The 17253-nt window shown below is 60.6% G+C and carries 18 protein-coding genes; 13 read left to right on the forward strand and 5 right to left on the reverse strand.

The window, feature by feature from the left end; translation table 11 throughout:
* Window positions 1–2076, reverse strand: coding sequence for a lytic transglycosylase domain-containing protein (locus QTL96_RS23365; protein WP_289729399.1), 2076 nt, complete (start codon window positions 2074–2076; stop codon window positions 1–3).
* 216 nt (window positions 2077–2292) lie between these two features.
* Here QTL96_RS23365 and dapA point away from each other — a divergent pair, with 216 nt between their 5' ends.
* Together dapA and smpB are read left to right on the forward strand one after the other, a co-directional pair.
* On the forward strand, window positions 2293–3177 hold the full coding sequence (dapA, locus tag QTL96_RS23370; RefSeq protein WP_289729400.1) for a 4-hydroxy-tetrahydrodipicolinate synthase: 885 nt from the start codon (window positions 2293–2295) through the stop codon (window positions 3175–3177).
* 112 nt (window positions 3178–3289) lie between these two features.
* The gene (gene smpB, locus QTL96_RS23375; protein WP_018898818.1) at window positions 3290–3769 is read left to right on the forward strand and encodes an SsrA-binding protein SmpB; all 480 of its coding nucleotides are present in this window, start codon (window positions 3290–3292) and stop codon (window positions 3767–3769) included.
* 69 nt (window positions 3770–3838) lie between these two features.
* On the opposite strand, the gene QTL96_RS23380 is transcribed toward smpB, so the two are convergent.
* Window positions 3839–4420 (reverse strand): NYN domain-containing protein, encoded by a 582-nt coding sequence (locus QTL96_RS23380; protein WP_018898817.1) that lies wholly within the window; start codon window positions 4418–4420, stop codon window positions 3839–3841.
* Between the two features lie 281 nt (window positions 4421–4701).
* On the opposite strand from QTL96_RS23380, the gene rpoZ reads away from it, so the two are divergent.
* From rpoZ to recO, 11 genes are all read left to right on the forward strand, one after another.
* Window positions 4702–5100 (forward strand): DNA-directed RNA polymerase subunit omega, encoded by a 399-nt coding sequence (rpoZ, locus tag QTL96_RS23385; RefSeq protein WP_018898816.1) that lies wholly within the window; start codon window positions 4702–4704, stop codon window positions 5098–5100.
* 100 nt (window positions 5101–5200) lie between these two features.
* On the forward strand, window positions 5201–7447 hold the full coding sequence (locus QTL96_RS23390; protein ID WP_289729401.1) for a bifunctional (p)ppGpp synthetase/guanosine-3',5'-bis(diphosphate) 3'-pyrophosphohydrolase: 2247 nt from the start codon (window positions 5201–5203) through the stop codon (window positions 7445–7447).
* A 181-nt stretch (window positions 7448–7628) separates the two neighbouring features.
* Window positions 7629–7778: a DUF3563 family protein gene (locus QTL96_RS23395; protein WP_112941369.1), complete on the forward strand. Its 150-nt coding sequence runs from the start codon at window positions 7629–7631 to the stop codon at window positions 7776–7778.
* Between the two features lie 136 nt (window positions 7779–7914).
* On the forward strand, window positions 7915–8505 hold the full coding sequence (locus QTL96_RS23400) for a DUF2062 domain-containing protein (RefSeq protein WP_026283062.1): 591 nt from the start codon (window positions 7915–7917) through the stop codon (window positions 8503–8505).
* On the forward strand, window positions 8502–8906 hold the full coding sequence (gene acpS, locus QTL96_RS23405; RefSeq protein WP_289729402.1) for a holo-ACP synthase: 405 nt from the start codon (window positions 8502–8504) through the stop codon (window positions 8904–8906). The genes QTL96_RS23400 and acpS overlap by 4 nt, the downstream gene beginning before the upstream one ends.
* 127 nt (window positions 8907–9033) lie before the next feature.
* Window positions 9034–9777, forward strand: coding sequence for a signal peptidase I (lepB, locus tag QTL96_RS23410; protein ID WP_289729403.1), 744 nt, complete (start codon window positions 9034–9036; stop codon window positions 9775–9777).
* Window positions 9774–10493, forward strand: a complete 720-nt coding sequence (gene rnc / locus QTL96_RS23415) for a ribonuclease III (protein WP_113199063.1) — start codon at window positions 9774–9776, stop codon at window positions 10491–10493. Before lepB ends, rnc begins: the two co-directional genes overlap by 4 nt.
* Before the next feature lie 8 nt (window positions 10494–10501).
* Window positions 10502–11443, forward strand: coding sequence for a GTPase Era (gene era / locus QTL96_RS23420; protein WP_018898809.1), 942 nt, complete (start codon window positions 10502–10504; stop codon window positions 11441–11443).
* Between the two features lie 138 nt (window positions 11444–11581).
* Window positions 11582–12334 carry a Crp/Fnr family transcriptional regulator gene (locus QTL96_RS23425; RefSeq protein ID WP_026283061.1) on the forward strand — a complete coding sequence of 251 codons (753 nt, stop codon included), beginning with the start codon at window positions 11582–11584 and terminating at the stop codon, window positions 12332–12334.
* Between the two features lie 232 nt (window positions 12335–12566).
* The gene (locus QTL96_RS23430; RefSeq protein WP_113008531.1) at window positions 12567–12929 is read left to right on the forward strand and encodes a response regulator; all 363 of its coding nucleotides are present in this window, start codon (window positions 12567–12569) and stop codon (window positions 12927–12929) included.
* 65 nt (window positions 12930–12994) lie between these two features.
* A complete protein-coding gene (gene recO / locus QTL96_RS23435; RefSeq protein ID WP_289729404.1) occupies window positions 12995–13735 on the forward strand; it encodes a DNA repair protein RecO in 741 nt (246 codons plus the stop codon).
* 8 nt (window positions 13736–13743) lie between these two features.
* Here recO and QTL96_RS23440 read toward each other — a convergent pair whose 3' ends face one another.
* The 3 genes from QTL96_RS23440 to QTL96_RS23450 form a co-directional block, all read right to left on the reverse strand.
* Window positions 13744–14598, reverse strand: coding sequence for an MOSC domain-containing protein (locus QTL96_RS23440; RefSeq protein ID WP_289729405.1), 855 nt, complete (start codon window positions 14596–14598; stop codon window positions 13744–13746).
* A 10-nt stretch (window positions 14599–14608) separates the two neighbouring features.
* Window positions 14609–15253: an HD domain-containing protein gene (locus QTL96_RS23445; RefSeq protein ID WP_289729406.1), complete on the reverse strand. Its 645-nt coding sequence runs from the start codon at window positions 15251–15253 to the stop codon at window positions 14609–14611.
* 66 nt (window positions 15254–15319) lie between these two features.
* On the reverse strand, window positions 15320–17110 hold the full coding sequence (locus tag QTL96_RS23450) for an EAL domain-containing protein (RefSeq protein WP_289729407.1): 1791 nt from the start codon (window positions 17108–17110) through the stop codon (window positions 15320–15322).
* Between the last annotated feature and the right edge of the window lie 143 nt (window positions 17111–17253).

Consider the following 17253-nt stretch of genomic DNA (forward strand, 5'->3'; position numbering starts at 1 on the left):
TTACGACGCGTTGCGTCCGCCGATCAGGTCCTGCTGGATGCTAACGGGCTGACCCAACCGGGCCTTGTAGACCTCGTAGTTCTCTATCACCCGCTGCACATAGTTACGCGTCTCGGGGAACGGGATGCGCTCGATCCAATCGACGACGGCGTCGATCGATTTGCCACGCGGATCGCCATAGCGGCCGATCCATTCCGGAACGCGCTTCGGCCCGGCATTGTAAGCGATGAAAGTCATGATGTAGGAGCCGCCGAACGCGTCGATCTGTTCGCCGAGATAATGCGCGCCGAGCGTCGCGTTGTAGCCGGCGTCTGCGGTCAGCTTGTCCTTGGAATAGGCGATGTTGTGGCGCTTGGCGACTGCCATCGCCGTCCCGGGCAGGATCTGTAGCAGGCCGCGCGCGTCGGCGATGGAGACAGCCGTCGGATTGAAGGCGCTCTCCTGCCGGGCGATTGCATAGGCGAGCGCCTTGCCGGAGCCGGAGATGTTGGCGGTGCCGGGAATGACGCCGATCGGGAAGGCCAGCGCCGCGACATCGACGCCGCGCGCATAGGCGCTCTTGCCGATCTGCAGCGACAGATGGTGATCGCCGGAGCGCTCAGCCTGCGCCGAGAGGATGGCGAGTTCGCCCGGGCTCTGCATCTGTTCGCCGAGAGCGAGATAGAGAGCATTCGCCCGCCATCCGTGGCCGGCGGCGTCAAGCCGGGCGATCGCCTGCACGGCCTCGCGCGCCTGATAGCGCTGACGATCCGCCGGGCTTGGCGAGGGGTAGCTGACATTTATCGTCTTGCGGCCGAGCTTCTCGCCCGCAAGCTGGCCGTAGAAGGTCGTCGGATAGCTCGCAGCCTTGGCGTAGAACTCCGCCGCCTTGCCGGCACCACCGGCCTCGGCCGAGCGTCCCATCCAGTAGTAGGCGCGCGACACGGAAATCGGGCCGTTTGAGAAGTCGAGAATCTTGCGGAAATGCGTCTGGGCCGTTGTCGGGTCTTGCAGCCCGCGCAGCGCGTACCAGCCCGCATGGAATTCCGCCTCGACGATATCGGTCGGCGTCGTCGCCGCGTACTTCGAGACGATGCCGTAGGCGAGCTTGAACTGCCCCTGGTCGACCAGCCCACGGCTGACGATCCGCTGCTCGTTCCACCATTCGCCGGCATTGACGAGTTCGTCGCGGTCGCGCGGCATCTGCTGCAGAAGCTTGGCGGCCTCGGGATACTTCTCCTGCTTGCGCAGATATTCGATGCGCGCGAAGAGATAGCCTGGATCACCGTTCCACTTGCCGTCGACGCCGGCAAGAAGCGCGCCTGCATTCGGCGCCTTGCTGGCGACGGCTTCCCACGCCTTGTAGAGTGATTGCGCCTGCCCGAGATCGCCGAAACGCTTGGCCTGCGCCGTGCGGTTGCGATACATCAGGTATTCCATGCGCGCCTTGTGATCGGCAACGGTGAGCAAGCCCGCGAATTCGGCCAGGATCTTGTCTTCCGTCGCCTTGTCCAGCGTCTCGCCACGCCAGACTTTGCGCATGTATTTCGCCGCCTGCTGCTGCTTGCCGGTGGCGACCAGCGCGCGCGACAGGATCATCGCGCCGGAAGTCGTCTCCGGAGCGGTTTCGCCGAAGGCCGCGAGAACGGCCGAGGGCGAGGGGTTTTCGTCATAGAGCGCACGTTCGGAGTATATCCTGAGCTTTGCCAGCCCAGGCCAGCCCTTCAATTCCTGGGCAGCGGTGGCGATCTCGACAGAGGGTACGCCCTTCTGCCCGGAGACGGCGATCGCCCAGGTCAGGATGTGACGGTCGAGCGTGCCTTGCGCCATGCCGTCGCGGATGGAGATCGCCTGCATCGGATCCTTTGCGGATAGCGCGTCGAGGCCGGTCTTCAGGTCGCTGTTGACGGGCGCGATTGCCTGGCTTCGCGGTATGGCCCCCGTGGTCATCGATTCCGGCAGCGAGGTCTGCGGCATGTAGCCGATTGGACGAACGTCGGGAACGGGCGCGTCTTCGCCTGGGAGCTGCGCGGCAAATGTGCCCCATGCGGCGGCCGTGAGGCCGAGCGCGGACAGGATCAGAACAGCTCTCTTCATCAGGGATACTCGCAATGGAAACGCGTCCCTACATTTGCTGGGACGCATATTAACGAAACCTTACCGAAGCCCTTCAATTTCATTCACATTTGCGATCGGAATTTGTTGCAACAAAGCTCTGTACGCTTGTCGGACCCTTTGTGGCGCACTATGGTGCGCTCCTTCGTATTCAAGGAATGCGGCCGAAGCATGGATTGCGGTCGTAAGGAGTTCTGCATGTTCCAGGGATCCATTCCCGCACTCGTCACGCCTTTCACCGATGCTGGCCTTGTGGATGAAGCGGCCTTCGCCGCCCATGTCGATTGGCAGATCAAGGAAGGCAGCAGCGGTCTCGTTCCAGTCGGAACGACCGGCGAATCCCCGACCCTGTCGCATGCCGAACACAAACGCGTGGTCGAACTCTGTATCGAGGCCGCCGCCAAGCGCGTTCCCGTCATGGCTGGTGCCGGCTCCAACAACACCCGCGAAGCCGTCGAGCTCGCGCAGCACGCCGAAAAGGCCGGTGCCGATGCGGTTCTCGTCGTCACGCCCTATTACAACAAGCCGACGCAGAAGGGCCTCTACGCCCACTTTGCAGCGGTCGCGGAAGCCATCAAGCTGCCGATCTACATCTACAACATTCCGGGCCGTTCGGTCATCGACATGACGCCAGAAACCATGGGCGCGCTTACGAAGGCATACGGCAACATCGTCGGCGTCAAGGATGCCACCGGCAAGATCGAACGCGTCTCCGAACAGCGCATCACTTGCGGCAAGGATTTCCGCCAGCTCTCCGGCGAAGACGCAACCGCGCTCGGCTTCAACGCCCATGGCGGCGTCGGCTGCATCTCGGTCACGGCCAATGTTGCCCCGCGCCTCTGTGCCGAGTTCCAGGCCGCGACGCTGGCTGGCGATTTCGCGAAAGCGCTCGAATATCAGGACCGCCTGATGCCGCTGCACAAGGCGATCTTCCTGGAGCCAGGCCTCTGTGGCGCCAAGTACGGCCTCTCGAAGATCCGCGGCATGAACCGCACGGTTCGCTCTCCGCTCGTCTCCTCGCTGGAGGCAAGCACGGAAGCCGCACTCGACGCAGCGCTGCGCCAAGCCGGCCTTTTGAACTGATAGCCTGCTGAACCGATAAAACGCGCGGCCTTCACAAAGATGGGCCGCGCCTCTACATAAAGCCGAGAAGTGCGGGCGCGGATATCGCGCCCCCGAGCAATTGGAATTTGTCATGGCCCCCAAAGGCAGCCAGCGCGTCGTCAAGAAGATCGTCGCCGAAAACCGCAAGGCGCGCTACAACTACGAGATCGTCGATACCTACGAGGCTGGCTTGGTGCTGATGGGCACCGAGGTCAAGTCGCTGCGCGAGGGCAAGGCCAATATCGCCGAATCCTACGCCTCGGACGAAGGTGGCGAGATCTGGCTGATCAATTCCTATCTTCCGGAATATCTGCAGGCCAACCGCTTCAACCACGAGCCGCGCCGCCGCCGCAAGCTCCTGCTGTCGGGCCGCGAGATCAACCGTCTGCGTGCCGGTATCAACCGCGAAGGCATGACGCTCATCCCGTTGAAGATCTACTTTAACGATCGCGGCCGCGCGAAGATGGAACTTGCTTTGGCGAAGGGCAAGAAGCTGCACGACAAACGCGAGTCTGAAAAAGAACGCGATTGGAACCGGCAGAAGAGCCGGCTTCTCAAGGATAATGGCTGATCAAATAGCGGCCTGAATCAAAACCGCGGCAAGTGCCGCGGTTTTCTTTTGGAGCATTGGTTGCTCGCGTCAGCTTTCGAAGTCGCTGGATGCCGCTGGCTCAACCGGACGGGCAGGGCGCTCGGACGGGTCGCGGCCTATTTCGCTCTTCAGGGACAAGAGGTCGATGAAGTGATCCGCCTGACGGCGCAGGTCGTCGGCGATCATCGGCGGCTGGGTTGCCATCGTCGAGATGATCGAGACCTTGCGGCCCTTGCGCTGCAGCGCCTCGACCAGCGTCGTGAAGTCGCCGTCGCCGGAGAAGATCACCAGGTGGTCGACGGTTTCGGATTGCTCCATCGCATCGATCGCGAGCTCGATATCCATGTTGCCCTTGATCTTGCGGCGGCCCATGGAGTCGGTGAATTCCTTGGCGGGCTTGGTCACGACCTTGTAGCCGTTGTAATCCAGCCAGTCGATCAGCGGGCGGATCGAGGAATATTCCTGGTCCTCGATCAGGGCCGTGTAATAATAGGCGCGCAGCAGATAACCGCGCTTCTGGAAGGCTTTCAGAAGTTTTCTGTAGTCGATATCAAAGCCGAGACTCTTGGACGCCGCGTAGAGATTGGCGCCATCAATGAAAAGTGCAATTTTTTCTCGCGGGTCGAACATCGCGTACCAATCCACTTTGAGTAATCTATTATGCGGCTGCAGATAGCCCACGAAAACAATGGGTTATCTGAAAAATTCAGAACAATTCTTACTTTATGAACTATTCATATAAGTCAGATTTAGGACAGGATTCGGCATATTCCAAGCAACTTTTAGTGGAAACCTCTAAAATTAGAAAGTTCCCACAGGCTCGAACGGCTCCTTCACTAAAAACTTGAATTCGCCTGCTTTTAATTGTATCGCCGTGCTAATCCCGAGATCCCGACCGTAAAGGACAGGCAATGGCCCGTGTCACAGTAGAAGATTGCATTGACAAAGTTGAGAACCGCTTCGAGCTGGTTCTGCTTGCCAGCCACCGTGCCCGGCTGATTTCCCAGGGCGCCTCGATCACCATCGATCGCGACAACGACAAGAACCCGGTCGTCGCCCTTCGCGAGATCGCCGACGAGATGCTGTCTCCCGACGACCTGAAGGAAGACCTGATCCATTCGCTGCAGAAGCACGTCGAAGTCGACGAGCCCGAGCCCGATCCGGCAAGCCTCATCACCACCGCGGCTGCTGCCGATGGCGAAGAGCAGGAAGACGCTCCGGAGACGATCACCTTCGACCAGATGTCGGAAGAAGAGCTTCTGGCCGGTATCGAAGGCCTCGTGCCGCCGGAAAAGAGCGACGATTACTAATCGTCAATCTTGCGCCATTATTGCTTCGGCATATGATTGAGTATCACGTGCGCCAATCTGTGATTGGCGCGCTTTTCTTTTGTGATGGAGTGGTTTCGGCATGATGCGGCAGTACGAGCTCGTGGAGCGGGTTCAGAAATACAAGCCCGACGCCAACGAAGCCCTGCTCAACAAAGCCTATGTCTATGCCATGCAGAAGCATGGGCAGCAGAAGCGGGCAAGCGGCGATCCCTATATCTCCCACCCCCTCGAAGTCGCCGCCATCCTCACGGACATGCATCTCGACGAGTCGACGATCGCCGTCGCCCTGCTGCACGACACCATCGAAGACACGACCGCGACCCGCGCCGAGATCGATGAACTCTTCGGCGAAGACATCGGCCGCCTCGTCGAAGGCCTGACGAAGATCAAGAAGCTCGATCTCGTCACCAAGAAGGCCAAGCAGGCCGAAAACCTGCGCAAGCTGCTGCTTGCGATCTCCGACGACGTGCGCGTCCTCTTGGTCAAGCTGGCCGACCGCCTGCACAACATGCGCACCCTCGACCACATGTCGCCGGAAAAGCGCGCGCGCATTTCCGAAGAGACGATGGATATCTACGCGCCGCTCGCCGGCCGCATGGGTATGCAGGATATGCGCGAGGAGCTGGAGGACCTGTCCTTCCGCCACATCAACCCCGAGGCTTACGACACTGTCACCAAGCGCCTCGAGGAGCTGTCGCGACGCAACGAAGGTCTGGTCAAGAAGATCGAGACCGAGCTGCGCGATCTTCTGGTCGCCAACGGCCTGACCAATGCCTACGTCAAAGGTCGTCAGAAGAAGCCTTATTCGGTCTTCCGCAAGATGCAGTCGAAGTCGCTCTCCTTCGAACAGCTGTCGGATGTCTATGGCTTCCGCATCATCGTCGACGATATTCCGTCCTGCTATCGCGGCCTTGGCATCGTCCACACCCGCTGGCGCGTCGTACCCGGCCGCTTCAAGGATTACATCTCGACGCCGAAGCAGAACGACTATCGTTCGCTGCACACCACCATCGTCGGCCCATCCAGCCAGCGCATCGAGCTGCAGATCCGCACCAAGCGCATGCACGAGATCGCCGAGTTCGGTATCGCCGCCCACACGCTCTACAAGGACGGCGCCACCAACGCCGATAGCGACATCCTCTCGCGCGAATCCAACGCCTATTCCTGGCTCCGCCACACGATCGAGGCGCTGGCCGAGGGTGATAGCCCGGAAGAGTTCCTGGAGCACACTAAGCTCGAGCTCTTTCAGGACCAGGTCTTCTGTTTCACGCCGAAGGGCAAGCTGATTGCGCTTCCGCGCGGCGCCACCCCGATCGACTTTGCCTACGCCGTTCACACCAACATCGGCGACACCACCGTTGGCGCCAAGATCAACGGCCGCATCATGCCGCTCGTCACCCGCCTTGCGAATGGCGATGAGGTCGAGATCATCCGCTCCGGCGTGCAGGTGCCGCCGGCGGCCTGGGAAGAGATCGTCGTGACCGGTAAGGCACGCGCCGCCATCCGCCGTGCCACGCGCATGGCCATCCGCAAGCAATATGCCGGCCTTGGTCACCGCATTCTCGAGCGCACTTTCGATCGCGCCGGCAAGGTGTTCTCCCGTGAAGCGATGAAGCCGGCGCTGCACCGCCTCGGCCAGAAGGATGTCGAGGACGCGATTGCCTCCGTCGGCCGCGGCGAGATGTCGTCGCTCGACGTCTTGCGCGCCGTCTATCCCGATCACCAGGAAGAGCGCATCACCTCCAAGCCCTCGGGCGACGATGGATGGTTCAATGTTCGCAGCGCTACCGGCATGATCTTCAAGATCCCGGATAAGGGCAAGGCGACCGAGCATGCACCAAACGGCCCGGAGGCCTTGGGTGATGCCGAGGCCGTGCCGATCCGTGGCATCTCGAGCAATATCGACGTGCAGTTCGCCCCGACGGGCGCTGTCCCCGGCGACCGCATCGTCGGCATCACTAACACGACCGAAAACGCCAAGGGCATCACGATCTATCCGATCCAGTCCCCCGTGCTGCAGCGGTTTGACGAGCAGCCCGATCGCTGGATCGATGTGCGCTGGGATCTCGATGAGGCCAACAAGTCGCGCTTCATGGCCCGCATCCTGGTCAACGCGCTGAACGAGCCCGGTACGCTCGCAAAGCTTGCCCGCACAGTCGCCGATGTCGACGTCAACATCCGCGTCTTCAACACGGTTCGCGTCGCCACCGACTTCACGGAGATGGCGCTCGATGTCGAAGTTTGGGATCTTCGCCAGCTGAATCAATTGCTTGCACAGCTGAATGAGCTGGATTGTGTTGCGACTGTGCGCCGGCTTTACGAGTAAAGCGGGCGCATCTGCACCCGGTTTGCACAATATGTGATCGTTTTATGGTCAAATTGTCGCAGATGAGGGGCCAGATATGCGTTTGGCGCATGGCTGACTGAGAGTTAGAGCGTTGGTAAAAACGCTCGTCTCCGCCTATCTTCTGGTCATCAACAAGTGACCGAAAGAAGGAGGCATCCAAATGTTTACACCGATCAAGAAGTTCGCTCGTGCCCTGCGCGCTCCGAGCGCTGAAGAACGCGAAACCGCATACCTGAACGGCTCGTTCGACCGTATCGATCTCGAATACCGCCAGCGTCAGGTTGACCGTGGTCTGTTCCGTACCCGTTAATCGGTTACTGGATTTGCAAGTGGGAAGGGGCGTTTGAGTTACGCCCCGGTAGATACTCAGTCGGCGCACATCAAATAGCGACTGAGGAGGTCTGGCGCTCTTGTCAGGCCTGTGCGGCATGCACTACATACGCGCCATGTTATTTCGTCGTCGGAAACCCGCTGGATTTCGTGAAAAGCTGCGTGAGCTGCTTTGGCCACGAAAGGGATTCCTGAGGCCTCCGCGCTATCTCGTGATGCGCGTGCTTCGCCTGAGGGCATCGCCACATGCGGTGGCCGTTGGCGTTGCGGCCGGGATCTTCGTGTCCTGGACCCCGTTCATCGGCGTCCATTTCATCATGGCCTTCGTCATCACCTATCTGTTGTCAGGCAATATGGTCGCCGCCGCTCTTGGCTGCGCGGCCTTCGGCAATCCGCTGACCTATCCCTTCATCTGGGGAACGACCTGGGAAATCGGGCACCTGCTCCTGAGCCGCAAGGATACGATGCAGGGCAATGCGGTCGATCTTCCCGCACTCTTCCACGAGCTGCATTTCAGCGAGCTTTGGCGCCCGGTGTTGGAGCCGATGCTGATCGGTTCGCTGCCGCCGGCAGCCGTCACCGCCGTGGCCATCTACTTCGCGACATTCTACACGGTGAGGGGCTTCCAGGGACGCCGCCGTGCCCGCCTGCTTGAGCGTGCGCGCCTGCGCGTCGCTGAGCCAGTTTCGCTTGAGGAAACAGTATGATCATCGGTATCGGCAGCGATCTCATCGATATCAGGCGCGTGGAGAAATCGCTGGAGCGATTTGGCGAGCGCTTTACCAATCGCTGCTTCACCGAGATCGAACAGCAGAAATCCGACCGCCGCGCCAACCGCGCCGCCTCCTACGCCAAGCGCTTCGCCGCCAAGGAGGCCTGCTCAAAAGCTTTGGGCACGGGTATCGCCCAGGGTGTCTTCTGGAAGGATATGGGCGTCGTCAACCTCCCGAGCGGCAAGCCGACGATGAAACTGACAGGCGGCGCTGGCGAGATTTTGCAGAGGATGTTGCCGGCGGGGCATCGCGCCGCCATCCATTTGACAATTACCGATGATTATCCCTTGGCTCAGGCCTTCGTCATCATCGAGGCTCTGCCGCTGGGCAGCTGACCGCCCAGCAACTGACCGTTACCTGTCTGGCTTTTAATGTTCGTGGCATTGCCGCAATCAGCCGAAGCCGCTACACAGAACCGATTAAAGACTTGCGCCGTTTTGGCGCTCTGAAGGAATAGACTGCGTGTCCGAAAAAGTTCAAGCCAAGCCGAACGCCCTCTGGGAGAACATCAAGGTCATCGTCCAGGCATTGGTCTTGGCGATGGTCATCCGCACGGTCCTGTTCCAGCCATTCACCATTCCCTCGGGCTCGATGATGCCGACGCTTCTTGTTGGCGACTATATCTTCGTCAACAAATTTTCTTACGGCTACTCGAAGTATTCCCTGCCGTTCTCGCCAAACCTGTTCAGCGGTCGTATCTTCGCAAGCGAGCCGAAGCGCGGCGACGTTGTCGTCTTCCGCTTCCCGCCGAATCCCGATGTCGATTACATCAAGCGTCTCGTCGGTCTTCCCGGCGACCATATCCAGGTCACCGATGGCGTGCTTTACGTCAACGGCAAGGCTGTTCCGAAGGTGCCGGATGGCACGTTCAACTCCGATTACGCGCAGGACCCGGGCCAGGACGTTCCGGTTTTCCGCGAAACCCTCGATAACGGTGTGACCTACGACACGCTCGACCAGTCTCCGGTATCGCGTGGCGACAACACTCGCGAGTTCATCGTTCCCGAAGGTCACTACTTCATGATGGGCGACAACCGCGACAACTCACTCGACAGCCGCTTCGACGTCGGTTTCGTACCGGCCGAAAATCTGGTTGGCCGCGCCAGCGTCATCTTCTTCTCGCTTGGCAACGACACCTCCTTCCGCGAAATCTGGAAGTGGCCTTCCAACATGCGTTGGGATCGACTGTTCAAGGGCGTTGAATGAGCAAGTCGCCGACGCTTTCGGCGGCTGACCGAACAAAGCTCGAGGCGCTGATCGGCCATGTCTTTGCCGAGAAGGAGCGCCTCGATCGTGCACTGACGCATGCAAGCGCCCGCACCCAGAAGGGTGCGAACTATGAACGGCTTGAGTTTCTTGGCGACCGGGTTCTTGGCCTGTGTGTCGCCGAGATGCTTTTCAGGACCTTCGGCGCCGCCACGGAAGGCGAGCTGTCTGTCCGCCTGAACCAGCTGGTCAGCGCCGACACCTGCGCCGAAGTTGCCGACGAGCTCGGCCTGCATCTCTACATTCGCACCGGTGCCGACGTGAAAAAGCTCACCGGCAAGCGCATGATGAATGTCCGCGCCGACGTCGTCGAAAGCCTGATCGCCGCGATCTATCTCGACGCCGGCCTCGAGGTCGCGCGCCACTTCATCGTGAAGTATTGGGAGAAGCGGGCGGTGCGCGCCGATGGCGCCCGACGCGACGCCAAGACGGAACTACAGGAATGGTCGCATGCCAAATTCGGCGTGACGCCAAACTACCGGGTTGAAGAGCGCACCGGACCGGATCATGATCCGCGCTTCACGGTGACGGTCGAAGTCGCCGGCGTGAAGCCGGAAACGGGCGTCGAGCGCTCCAAGCGTGCCGCCGAGCAGGTGGCCGCGACGAAGATGCTCGAACGCGAAGGCATTTGGCAGAAATCGTCTGCCGGAAATTGACGGGAACAATGACCGAAGAACACGACATCGCGGATAGCGCCGCTGAACCCGCTGGCCCGACGCATTCCGGCTTCGTCGCCCTGATCGGGCCGACCAATGCCGGCAAGTCGACCTTGCTGAACCGCCTGGTTGGCGCCAAGGTCTCGATCGTCAGCCACAAGGTGCAGACGACGCGCGCGGTCATCCGCGGCATCGCCACCCATGACAACGCCCAGATCGTCTTCATGGACACGCCTGGTATCTTCAAGCCGCGTCGCCGGCTCGATCGCGCCATGGTAACCTCCGCCTGGGGCGGCGCCAAGGATGCCGATATCATCATGCTCCTGATCGACAGCGAGCGTGGCCTGCGCGGCGATGCCGAGAAGATCCTTGAGAGCCTGAAGGACGTGCCCCAGCGCAAGATCCTCGCTCTTAACAAGATCGACCGCGTCAAGCGCGAGGATCTGCTGGCTCTGGCCTCCGCCGCCAACGAATACGTCGCTTTCGACCAGACCTTCATGATCTCGGCCGAAAACGGTTCGGGCTGTGACGACGTCATGGACTATCTCGCCAAGACGCTTCCCGAGGGGCCGTGGTATTATCCGGAAGACCAGATCTCCGATCTGCCGATGCGCCAGCTGGCCGCCGAAATCACCCGCGAGAAGTTGTTCCTGCGCCTGCATCAGGAGCTACCCTACGCATCGCATGTCGAGACGGAAAAGTGGGAAGAGCGCAAGGATGGATCCGTTCGCATCGAGCAGGTGATCTACGTCGAGCGCGATAGCCAGAAGAAGATCGCTCTCGGCAAGAACGGCGAAGCGATCAAGGCGATCTCCACCGCATCGCGCAAGGAACTGTCGGAAATCCTTGAGCAGACCGTGCACCTCTTCCTCTTCGTGAAGGTGCGCGAGAACTGGGGCGACGACCCCGAGCGTTTCCGCGAGATGGGCCTGGAATTCCCGCGCCAGTAAGCGGCCCCGGTTATGGCGCAAGTCCCTCGTTTCCTTGGAAAAATCCAAGGGTCGGCGGAACAAAGTTGCAAGTGATGAGTTCTTAGAAAGCGGCGTCCCGATTTCGGGGCGCCGCTTTTTCTGGATTATGGGACACGCATGGCGACATCACGGCCGACGCATTCGTTCAAGACACCCTGCGAACAGTGTCCCTTGCGGCCGCTGCCGCATTTCCGCGAGTTCACCGGCGACGAGCTGGGCTTCATTTCCAAGTTCAAGAAGGGTGAACTGGCGGCCGATGCAGGCGCCACGATCCTGGTCGAAGGCGCCCACAGCGCCCACCTGTTCACGGTGCTGTCCGGCTGGGGCTTTCGCTACAAGACGCTCGAAGACGGCCGCCGCCAGATCCTGAACTACATCATGCCCGGCGATCTGATCGGCCTCCAGGGCACCATCATGGGCGAGATGCAGCACTCGATCGAGGCGCTGTCGCCGGTATCGCTCTGCGTATTCGAGCGCGACAAGCTGATGACGTTGTATAACAAGCATCCGTCGCTCGCCTTCGACATCACCTGGATGGCGGCGCAGGAAGAGCGGATACTCGACGAACACCTGCTGAGCATCGGCCGGCGAACGGCGCTGGAGCGCGCCGCCTACCTGATCGCCTTCCTCTATCAGCGCGGCAAGCAGCTCAATCTCTTCAACGGCCATAGCGCCATCCCGATCACCCAGCAGCACATAGCCGACACGCTCGGCCTCTCGATCGTGCACACCAACAAGACCTTGAAAAAGCTTGCTTCGCGCAATCTTATCCGCTGGCAGGAGCGCGCCTGCGAGGTGCTGGATGGCGAAACGCTCGCCAAAATTGCTGCCTGGGATGGGCTCGACGAAAGGGTGCGCCCCTTCCTCTAAGCGGTTCTATCTATGTCTTTTTTAAATGCAAATTCCAGGGCCGGACCCTAATGTCCAGCACGAGTCATTCTTGTGTCGAGATTCGCTAATATCGACCGGGAGTGAAAAAGCCGCTATGCAAGCATAGGCGGCGTGAACTTTTCGGCTGAGGCCGTGGGTTGTCAGGGGTAGAGATGCGATTTTGGGATATATGGTGCGTCGATGGCGGCGCCCGGAAGAGGGCTTTCTGATCATGGTCGCGAGACGTGTTCTGGTTCTCGAGGATAGCTTGATCATCGCGATGGAGGCGGAAGACATTCTGCGCGCCGTCGGTGTCGAGACCATCGATATTTGCAATAGCGTCGAGCAGGCCAACGAGGCGATCCAGGCCGACAGCTATGATTTCGCCCTGCTTGACGTCAATCTCGGCGAGGTCATGAGCTTCGACTTCGCCCGCCGGCTGGTCGCCGCCGAAATCCCCTTCGGCTTCGTCAGCGGCTACTCCGACACGCTGGATTTCCCAGAAGACCTGCAAAACAGGCCGCTTCTCGTCAAGCCGTTCGACGAGGACGCGATGCGGGACTTCCTGCGCCGGCTTTTCCCCTCCGAGTCCTGATAGGCTTTCATGACAGGGCTTGCGCCATGCGCTAGGATAGCGCGTGGTCGGAAGGTCGATTTGTAATGCAGTGGCAAGGTCGTGCAATTATTCTTGGCGTTCGGCGCCATGGCGAGACAAGCGTCATCACAGAGGTGATGACGCCGGATCGTGGCCGTCACTTGGGCATGGTGCGATCCGGGCGTTCGCGCGCCATGCAGCCGGTGCTGCAGCCCGGCAATGAGGTCGAGGTCACCTGGCGCGCGCGTCTCGATGAGCATATGGGTGAGTTCAAGATCGAGCCCCTTACGCTGCGCGCCGCCCGGCTGATGGAAACGGCGACCGCGGCTTACGGCGTGCAGGCCATGGGTGCCTTGCTCAGGCTTCTGCCCGAGCGCGATCCGCATCCACATCTCTTCGAAGCCCTGGAAGTCATTCTCGACAATCTCGATAACCCAGCCGATGCGGGCGAATTGTTCGTTCGCTTCGAACTCGCCGTGCTCAACGATCTCGGTTTCGGTCTCGACCTCAACGAATGTGCTGCAACTGGCACCCGCGCAGATCTTGCCTATGTCTCGCCGAAGTCGGGTCGCGCGGTCAGCCGCGACGCCGGCGCACCCTGGGCCGACAGGATGTTCGCCTTGCCGGCGTTTCTATCCGTGGAGAAGCGACAGGCCGCCGATTTCGACAGCCTGTCTGAGGCATTTCGCCTGACGGCTTTCTTCCTGCATCGCCATGTCTATGAGCCGCGCGGTCTGGAGCCGTCGACAGCCCGCGAGGGCTTCGTGCAGGCCGCGCTCAAGGCGCTGAAGCCCGCCGCTGCTTAGCCCACCGTTCAGGCGCGCTTGCGCACCTTGAACGCCCATCCATCCGGCCGCTCGTCGAGCACTTTCACCGTATCGCCGATTGCGATAGCGCCAGCCGCGCGCGGCGTGACGTTCCAGCCAAACAGCGGGCCGGGGACACGGCGGTCTGCCGACATGCGGATGCGGCCCATGGCCGGCATCGGGTTCGCAACCTCGCGCGAACCGGTCTGCTGGTCCTGCGTGGTCATGATGCAGCGCGCGCACGGCTTCACCAGATCGAAGCGGATGCCGCCGATCTCGATGGCCGCCCAGCGATCCTCCGGCCAGGCTTCGTCCGTGTCGATGACGATGTTCGGCCGGAACCGCTCCATCCCGACGCTGCCTTCGCCGTGCGCCTCGATATCGGCGTTGAGTGCCTTCAGCGACCCCGTCGTGGTCACCAGGATCTGGTAACCATCCGCGAAGGTCACCGGCGTGTCGTCACCCGCCCATTCCGGGCTCGCGATGCGATTGGCGTCCTCGTCGAAGAACACGAATTTCAGGTCCCGGCCGAACCAGCGCGAGAGCACTTGGTTGGAGTGGTCGTCGGCGACAGCGGCATTGACGATCGACTTCCAGATCGAGACATCGATGCGCTTGTTGCCATCGGGCAGGGGGACGAACAGGGTCTCTCCGTTCATGCCGAGATGAAAGCCGTTGGGTTCTTGGCGAACGTCGAGCCGCGCCAGATCCGTCATTTCGCGCTGGGTGATGAAGCTGCCATCCGGATTGATCAGCATCGCGCGCCGGTCTCCGGGCAGGCCGAAGGCGTTGATCTCGGTGCTTTGAAGCGCGATGCCACGGGCGCTCTTGAGCGGATAGATGAAGAGATCGCTGACGCGCATGTAAGTCCTCCTAGATTTCGTCCATGAAGGCGTCGAGAAAATCTCGCAGCCTCTTGTCGCGCTCCGCAGCGAGCGCCCGGCCAGCGACCGTCTTGAACCCATCGGCCAGCTTGAACAGTTTCGTCTGGAAATGGTCGATGACATAACGCCGATCGTCAAGCGGTCGTTCGTTTCCAGCCGGGTCGAGCGGGTCGTAAAGCGACGACGCCATGCGCCCGCCGATATAAAAACAGCGGCCCGCGCCGACCATGCCGATCGCATCCAGCCGGTCTGCATCCTGCAGGATCTTTGCCTCAAGCGTCTCGGGCTCGATATTCGCCGAGAAACTGTGCGTCAGGATCGCGTGGGCGACGGCGGCAATGTCGTCCTTCGACCATCCAAGGTCTGCCAGCACCCCAGAGGCCTTCTCGGCAGCAAGCGCGGACGCCTGTGCTCTGAGCGGCGAGCTCTTCTCTACGGCCACGCAATCATGCAGCAAGACTGCAGCGGCAAGAATGCGGCCATCTCCGCCTTCGCTTGCCTGGATGCGCATGGCGTTCTTGAAGACGCGCAGGATATGCGCGAGATCATGCGAACCATCGTCGCCTTCGTGGGAATGCGGGATAAGCGCTTCAGCAAGCGTTTCGTATGGACGGAAGGCCTGAGCCTCTTTCATGTGCGCACCAAGAGTAGACGGAGACCGCCTCTCTTAGAGCGGGCGGTGACGAGTCGCAATGCAGTGTCACACCGCCTGGGCTTTGCCATCTGCGTGGGCGCCTGCGAGCATCTTGGGCACGTCGAAGGCGGGGCGAGGGGAACTGATGTGATAACCCTGAATCTCGTCGCATGCTTCTTGAGCGAGCAGATCCTGCTGCTGCGCCGTTTCCACGCCTTCGACGGTGACCCGCATGCCGAGCGCGTCGCCGAGCAGAATGATGGCGCGCATGATCGCGAAGGCTTCCTTGTTGTCCACAATGTCGTTGACGAAGGACTTGTCGATCTTGATCTTGTCGAAGGGGAAGCTGCTCAGATAGCTCAGCGACGAATAACCGGTGCCGAAGTCGTCCATGGAGATGTGAACGCCGCGCTGACGAAGCGCATGCAATACCGGCAGCGCCTCGTCGCGGTTCTCCATCAGCACGCTCTCGGTGATCTCGATTTCCAACCGTCCCGGTGAGAGTTCGGATACGGCAAGCGCTGCGGAAACGTCGTCTTCCAGGTTGCTGGAGATAAATTGAATGGCCGAAACGTTGACGGCAACCTTGATCTCGGCGGGCCATGTCGCGGCGTCCATGCAGGCGCGCTTGAGCACCCATCGCCCGATATCGACGATAAGCCCCACCTCTTCGGCCAGTGGGATGAACTCCAACGGTGCGATCCGGCCGCGTGTTGGGTGGTTCCAGCGAAGCAGGGCCTCGAAACCGCAGATGCGCCGTTCGGCCATATCATAGAGCGGTTGGTAGTGAAGCTCGAATTCCTCGTTGTGGATGGCCCTGCGCAAATCCGCTTCAAGCGCTCGCCTCGATTCGAGCTGCGCTTCCATCTCCGAGGTGAAGAAGCGCTCGCCGCGTCTGCCGCCGCTCTTGGCATGTGACAGTGCGACGCCGGCATGTTTCAGCAGCAGTTCGGTCTCCGTGCCGTCCTTGGGGCATATGGCGATCCCCATGGACACGCTGAGTTCGACGGCTTTGTCGCCGCGGAAGAAGGGCGCCGAGAGCTCACGCCTGATCTGGTCGGCAAGCGCCATGACATTCCACGGCTGCTCGCGCCCATGTTGCAGGATGGCGAATTCGTCGGATCCCAGGCGTGCGAGAATGTTGTTCTTGCCTGCAAGGGCACGCAAACGATCGGCGACCTGCCGCAGGATCTTGTCGCCCGCCGAAACGCCGAGCGTGTTGTTGACGGACTTGAAGCGATCGAGATTGAGATGGATGAGCGCGATCTGATCGTCGGCCTTGCGCGCGGCAAGTGCCGTATCCAGCTGTTCACGGAACCGGATGCGGTTGGGCAGGCCGGTGAGGGGGTCGTGATGCGCCAGGAACGCGATGCGATCGGCTGCCTTTCGGTCTTCGGTGATATCGGCGTGAATGGAGATGTTGCTGCCATCGGGAAGCACGGTGACGACGCTTTGAATGATACGGCCGTCATTCATCTCCCATTCGCGGCGGCGGATACGCCCCGCATCGGGCCGGCTTTCGTGGCTGGCGGCTTTGACGTCCTGCTTCTCCAGTCCGTCGATCTTCGCTATCAGTGAACTGATCGATGTCCCGGCTTGCGTGTCCTCTCCCGTCAGCCCGAACAATTGCTGGAAGCGAATGTTGGATACGACAAGTCTCTGGCTCGAATCGAAAATGCACAGGCCAAGCGGCAGGTGGTTGAGGACGATTTCAAGAAGTCGGCTCTGTTCGGCAAGGTTCCGGTTTGCTTTTCGGTAGGTGTCCAGAACGAGTTTGATCAGGCGCTGCCCGTCGGCCGTGCCGTCTTCATTCAGAGATGCCGCGCATTGGCGCTTGAAGAGCGCTTCAGCTTCCATGGACGCCGCTCTCCGTCGCGCACGAAAGCGCGAACAGGCTAAAATGAACTGACTGCCTTGATGTTGAGATCCCGTGTGGCACACGCGACATGCGAAGACATTCCTGAAGCATTTAGAGCAATATAAAATTGCAATCGAAGGTT

The organism is Rhizobium sp. S163 (assembly GCF_030380805.1).
GTDB lineage: Bacteria > Pseudomonadota > Alphaproteobacteria > Rhizobiales > Rhizobiaceae > Rhizobium.

Bases quoted from the DNA above. Each gene is read 5' to 3' on its own strand.
- recO (WP_289729404.1), top strand. From the start codon at position 12,995: ATGCAGTGGCAAGGTCGTGCAATTATTCTTGGCGTTCGGCGCCATGGC.
- QTL96_RS23440 (WP_289729405.1), bottom strand. From the start codon at position 14,598: ATGCGCGTCAGCGATCTCTTCATCTATCCGCTCAAGAGCGCCCGTGGC.
- rnc (WP_113199063.1), top strand. From the start codon at position 9,774: ATGAGCAAGTCGCCGACGCTTTCGGCGGCTGACCGAACAAAGCTCGAG.
- dapA (WP_289729400.1), top strand. From the start codon at position 2,293: ATGTTCCAGGGATCCATTCCCGCACTCGTCACGCCTTTCACCGATGCT.
- QTL96_RS23400 (WP_026283062.1), top strand. From the start codon at position 7,915: ATGTTATTTCGTCGTCGGAAACCCGCTGGATTTCGTGAAAAGCTGCGT.
- acpS (WP_289729402.1), top strand. From the start codon at position 8,502: ATGATCATCGGTATCGGCAGCGATCTCATCGATATCAGGCGCGTGGAG.
- QTL96_RS23395 (WP_112941369.1), top strand. From the start codon at position 7,629: ATGTTTACACCGATCAAGAAGTTCGCTCGTGCCCTGCGCGCTCCGAGC.
- QTL96_RS23425 (WP_026283061.1), top strand. From the start codon at position 11,582: ATGGCGACATCACGGCCGACGCATTCGTTCAAGACACCCTGCGAACAG.
- QTL96_RS23450 (WP_289729407.1), bottom strand. From the start codon at position 17,110: ATGGAAGCTGAAGCGCTCTTCAAGCGCCAATGCGCGGCATCTCTGAAT.
- QTL96_RS23365 (WP_289729399.1), bottom strand. From the start codon at position 2,076: ATGAAGAGAGCTGTTCTGATCCTGTCCGCGCTCGGCCTCACGGCCGCC.
- QTL96_RS23445 (WP_289729406.1), bottom strand. From the start codon at position 15,253: ATGAAAGAGGCTCAGGCCTTCCGTCCATACGAAACGCTTGCTGAAGCG.
- QTL96_RS23390 (WP_289729401.1), top strand. From the start codon at position 5,201: ATGATGCGGCAGTACGAGCTCGTGGAGCGGGTTCAGAAATACAAGCCC.
- era (WP_018898809.1), top strand. From the start codon at position 10,502: ATGACCGAAGAACACGACATCGCGGATAGCGCCGCTGAACCCGCTGGC.
- QTL96_RS23430 (WP_113008531.1), top strand. From the start codon at position 12,567: ATGGTCGCGAGACGTGTTCTGGTTCTCGAGGATAGCTTGATCATCGCG.
- smpB (WP_018898818.1), top strand. From the start codon at position 3,290: ATGGCCCCCAAAGGCAGCCAGCGCGTCGTCAAGAAGATCGTCGCCGAA.
- rpoZ (WP_018898816.1), top strand. From the start codon at position 4,702: ATGGCCCGTGTCACAGTAGAAGATTGCATTGACAAAGTTGAGAACCGC.
- QTL96_RS23380 (WP_018898817.1), bottom strand. From the start codon at position 4,420: ATGTTCGACCCGCGAGAAAAAATTGCACTTTTCATTGATGGCGCCAAT.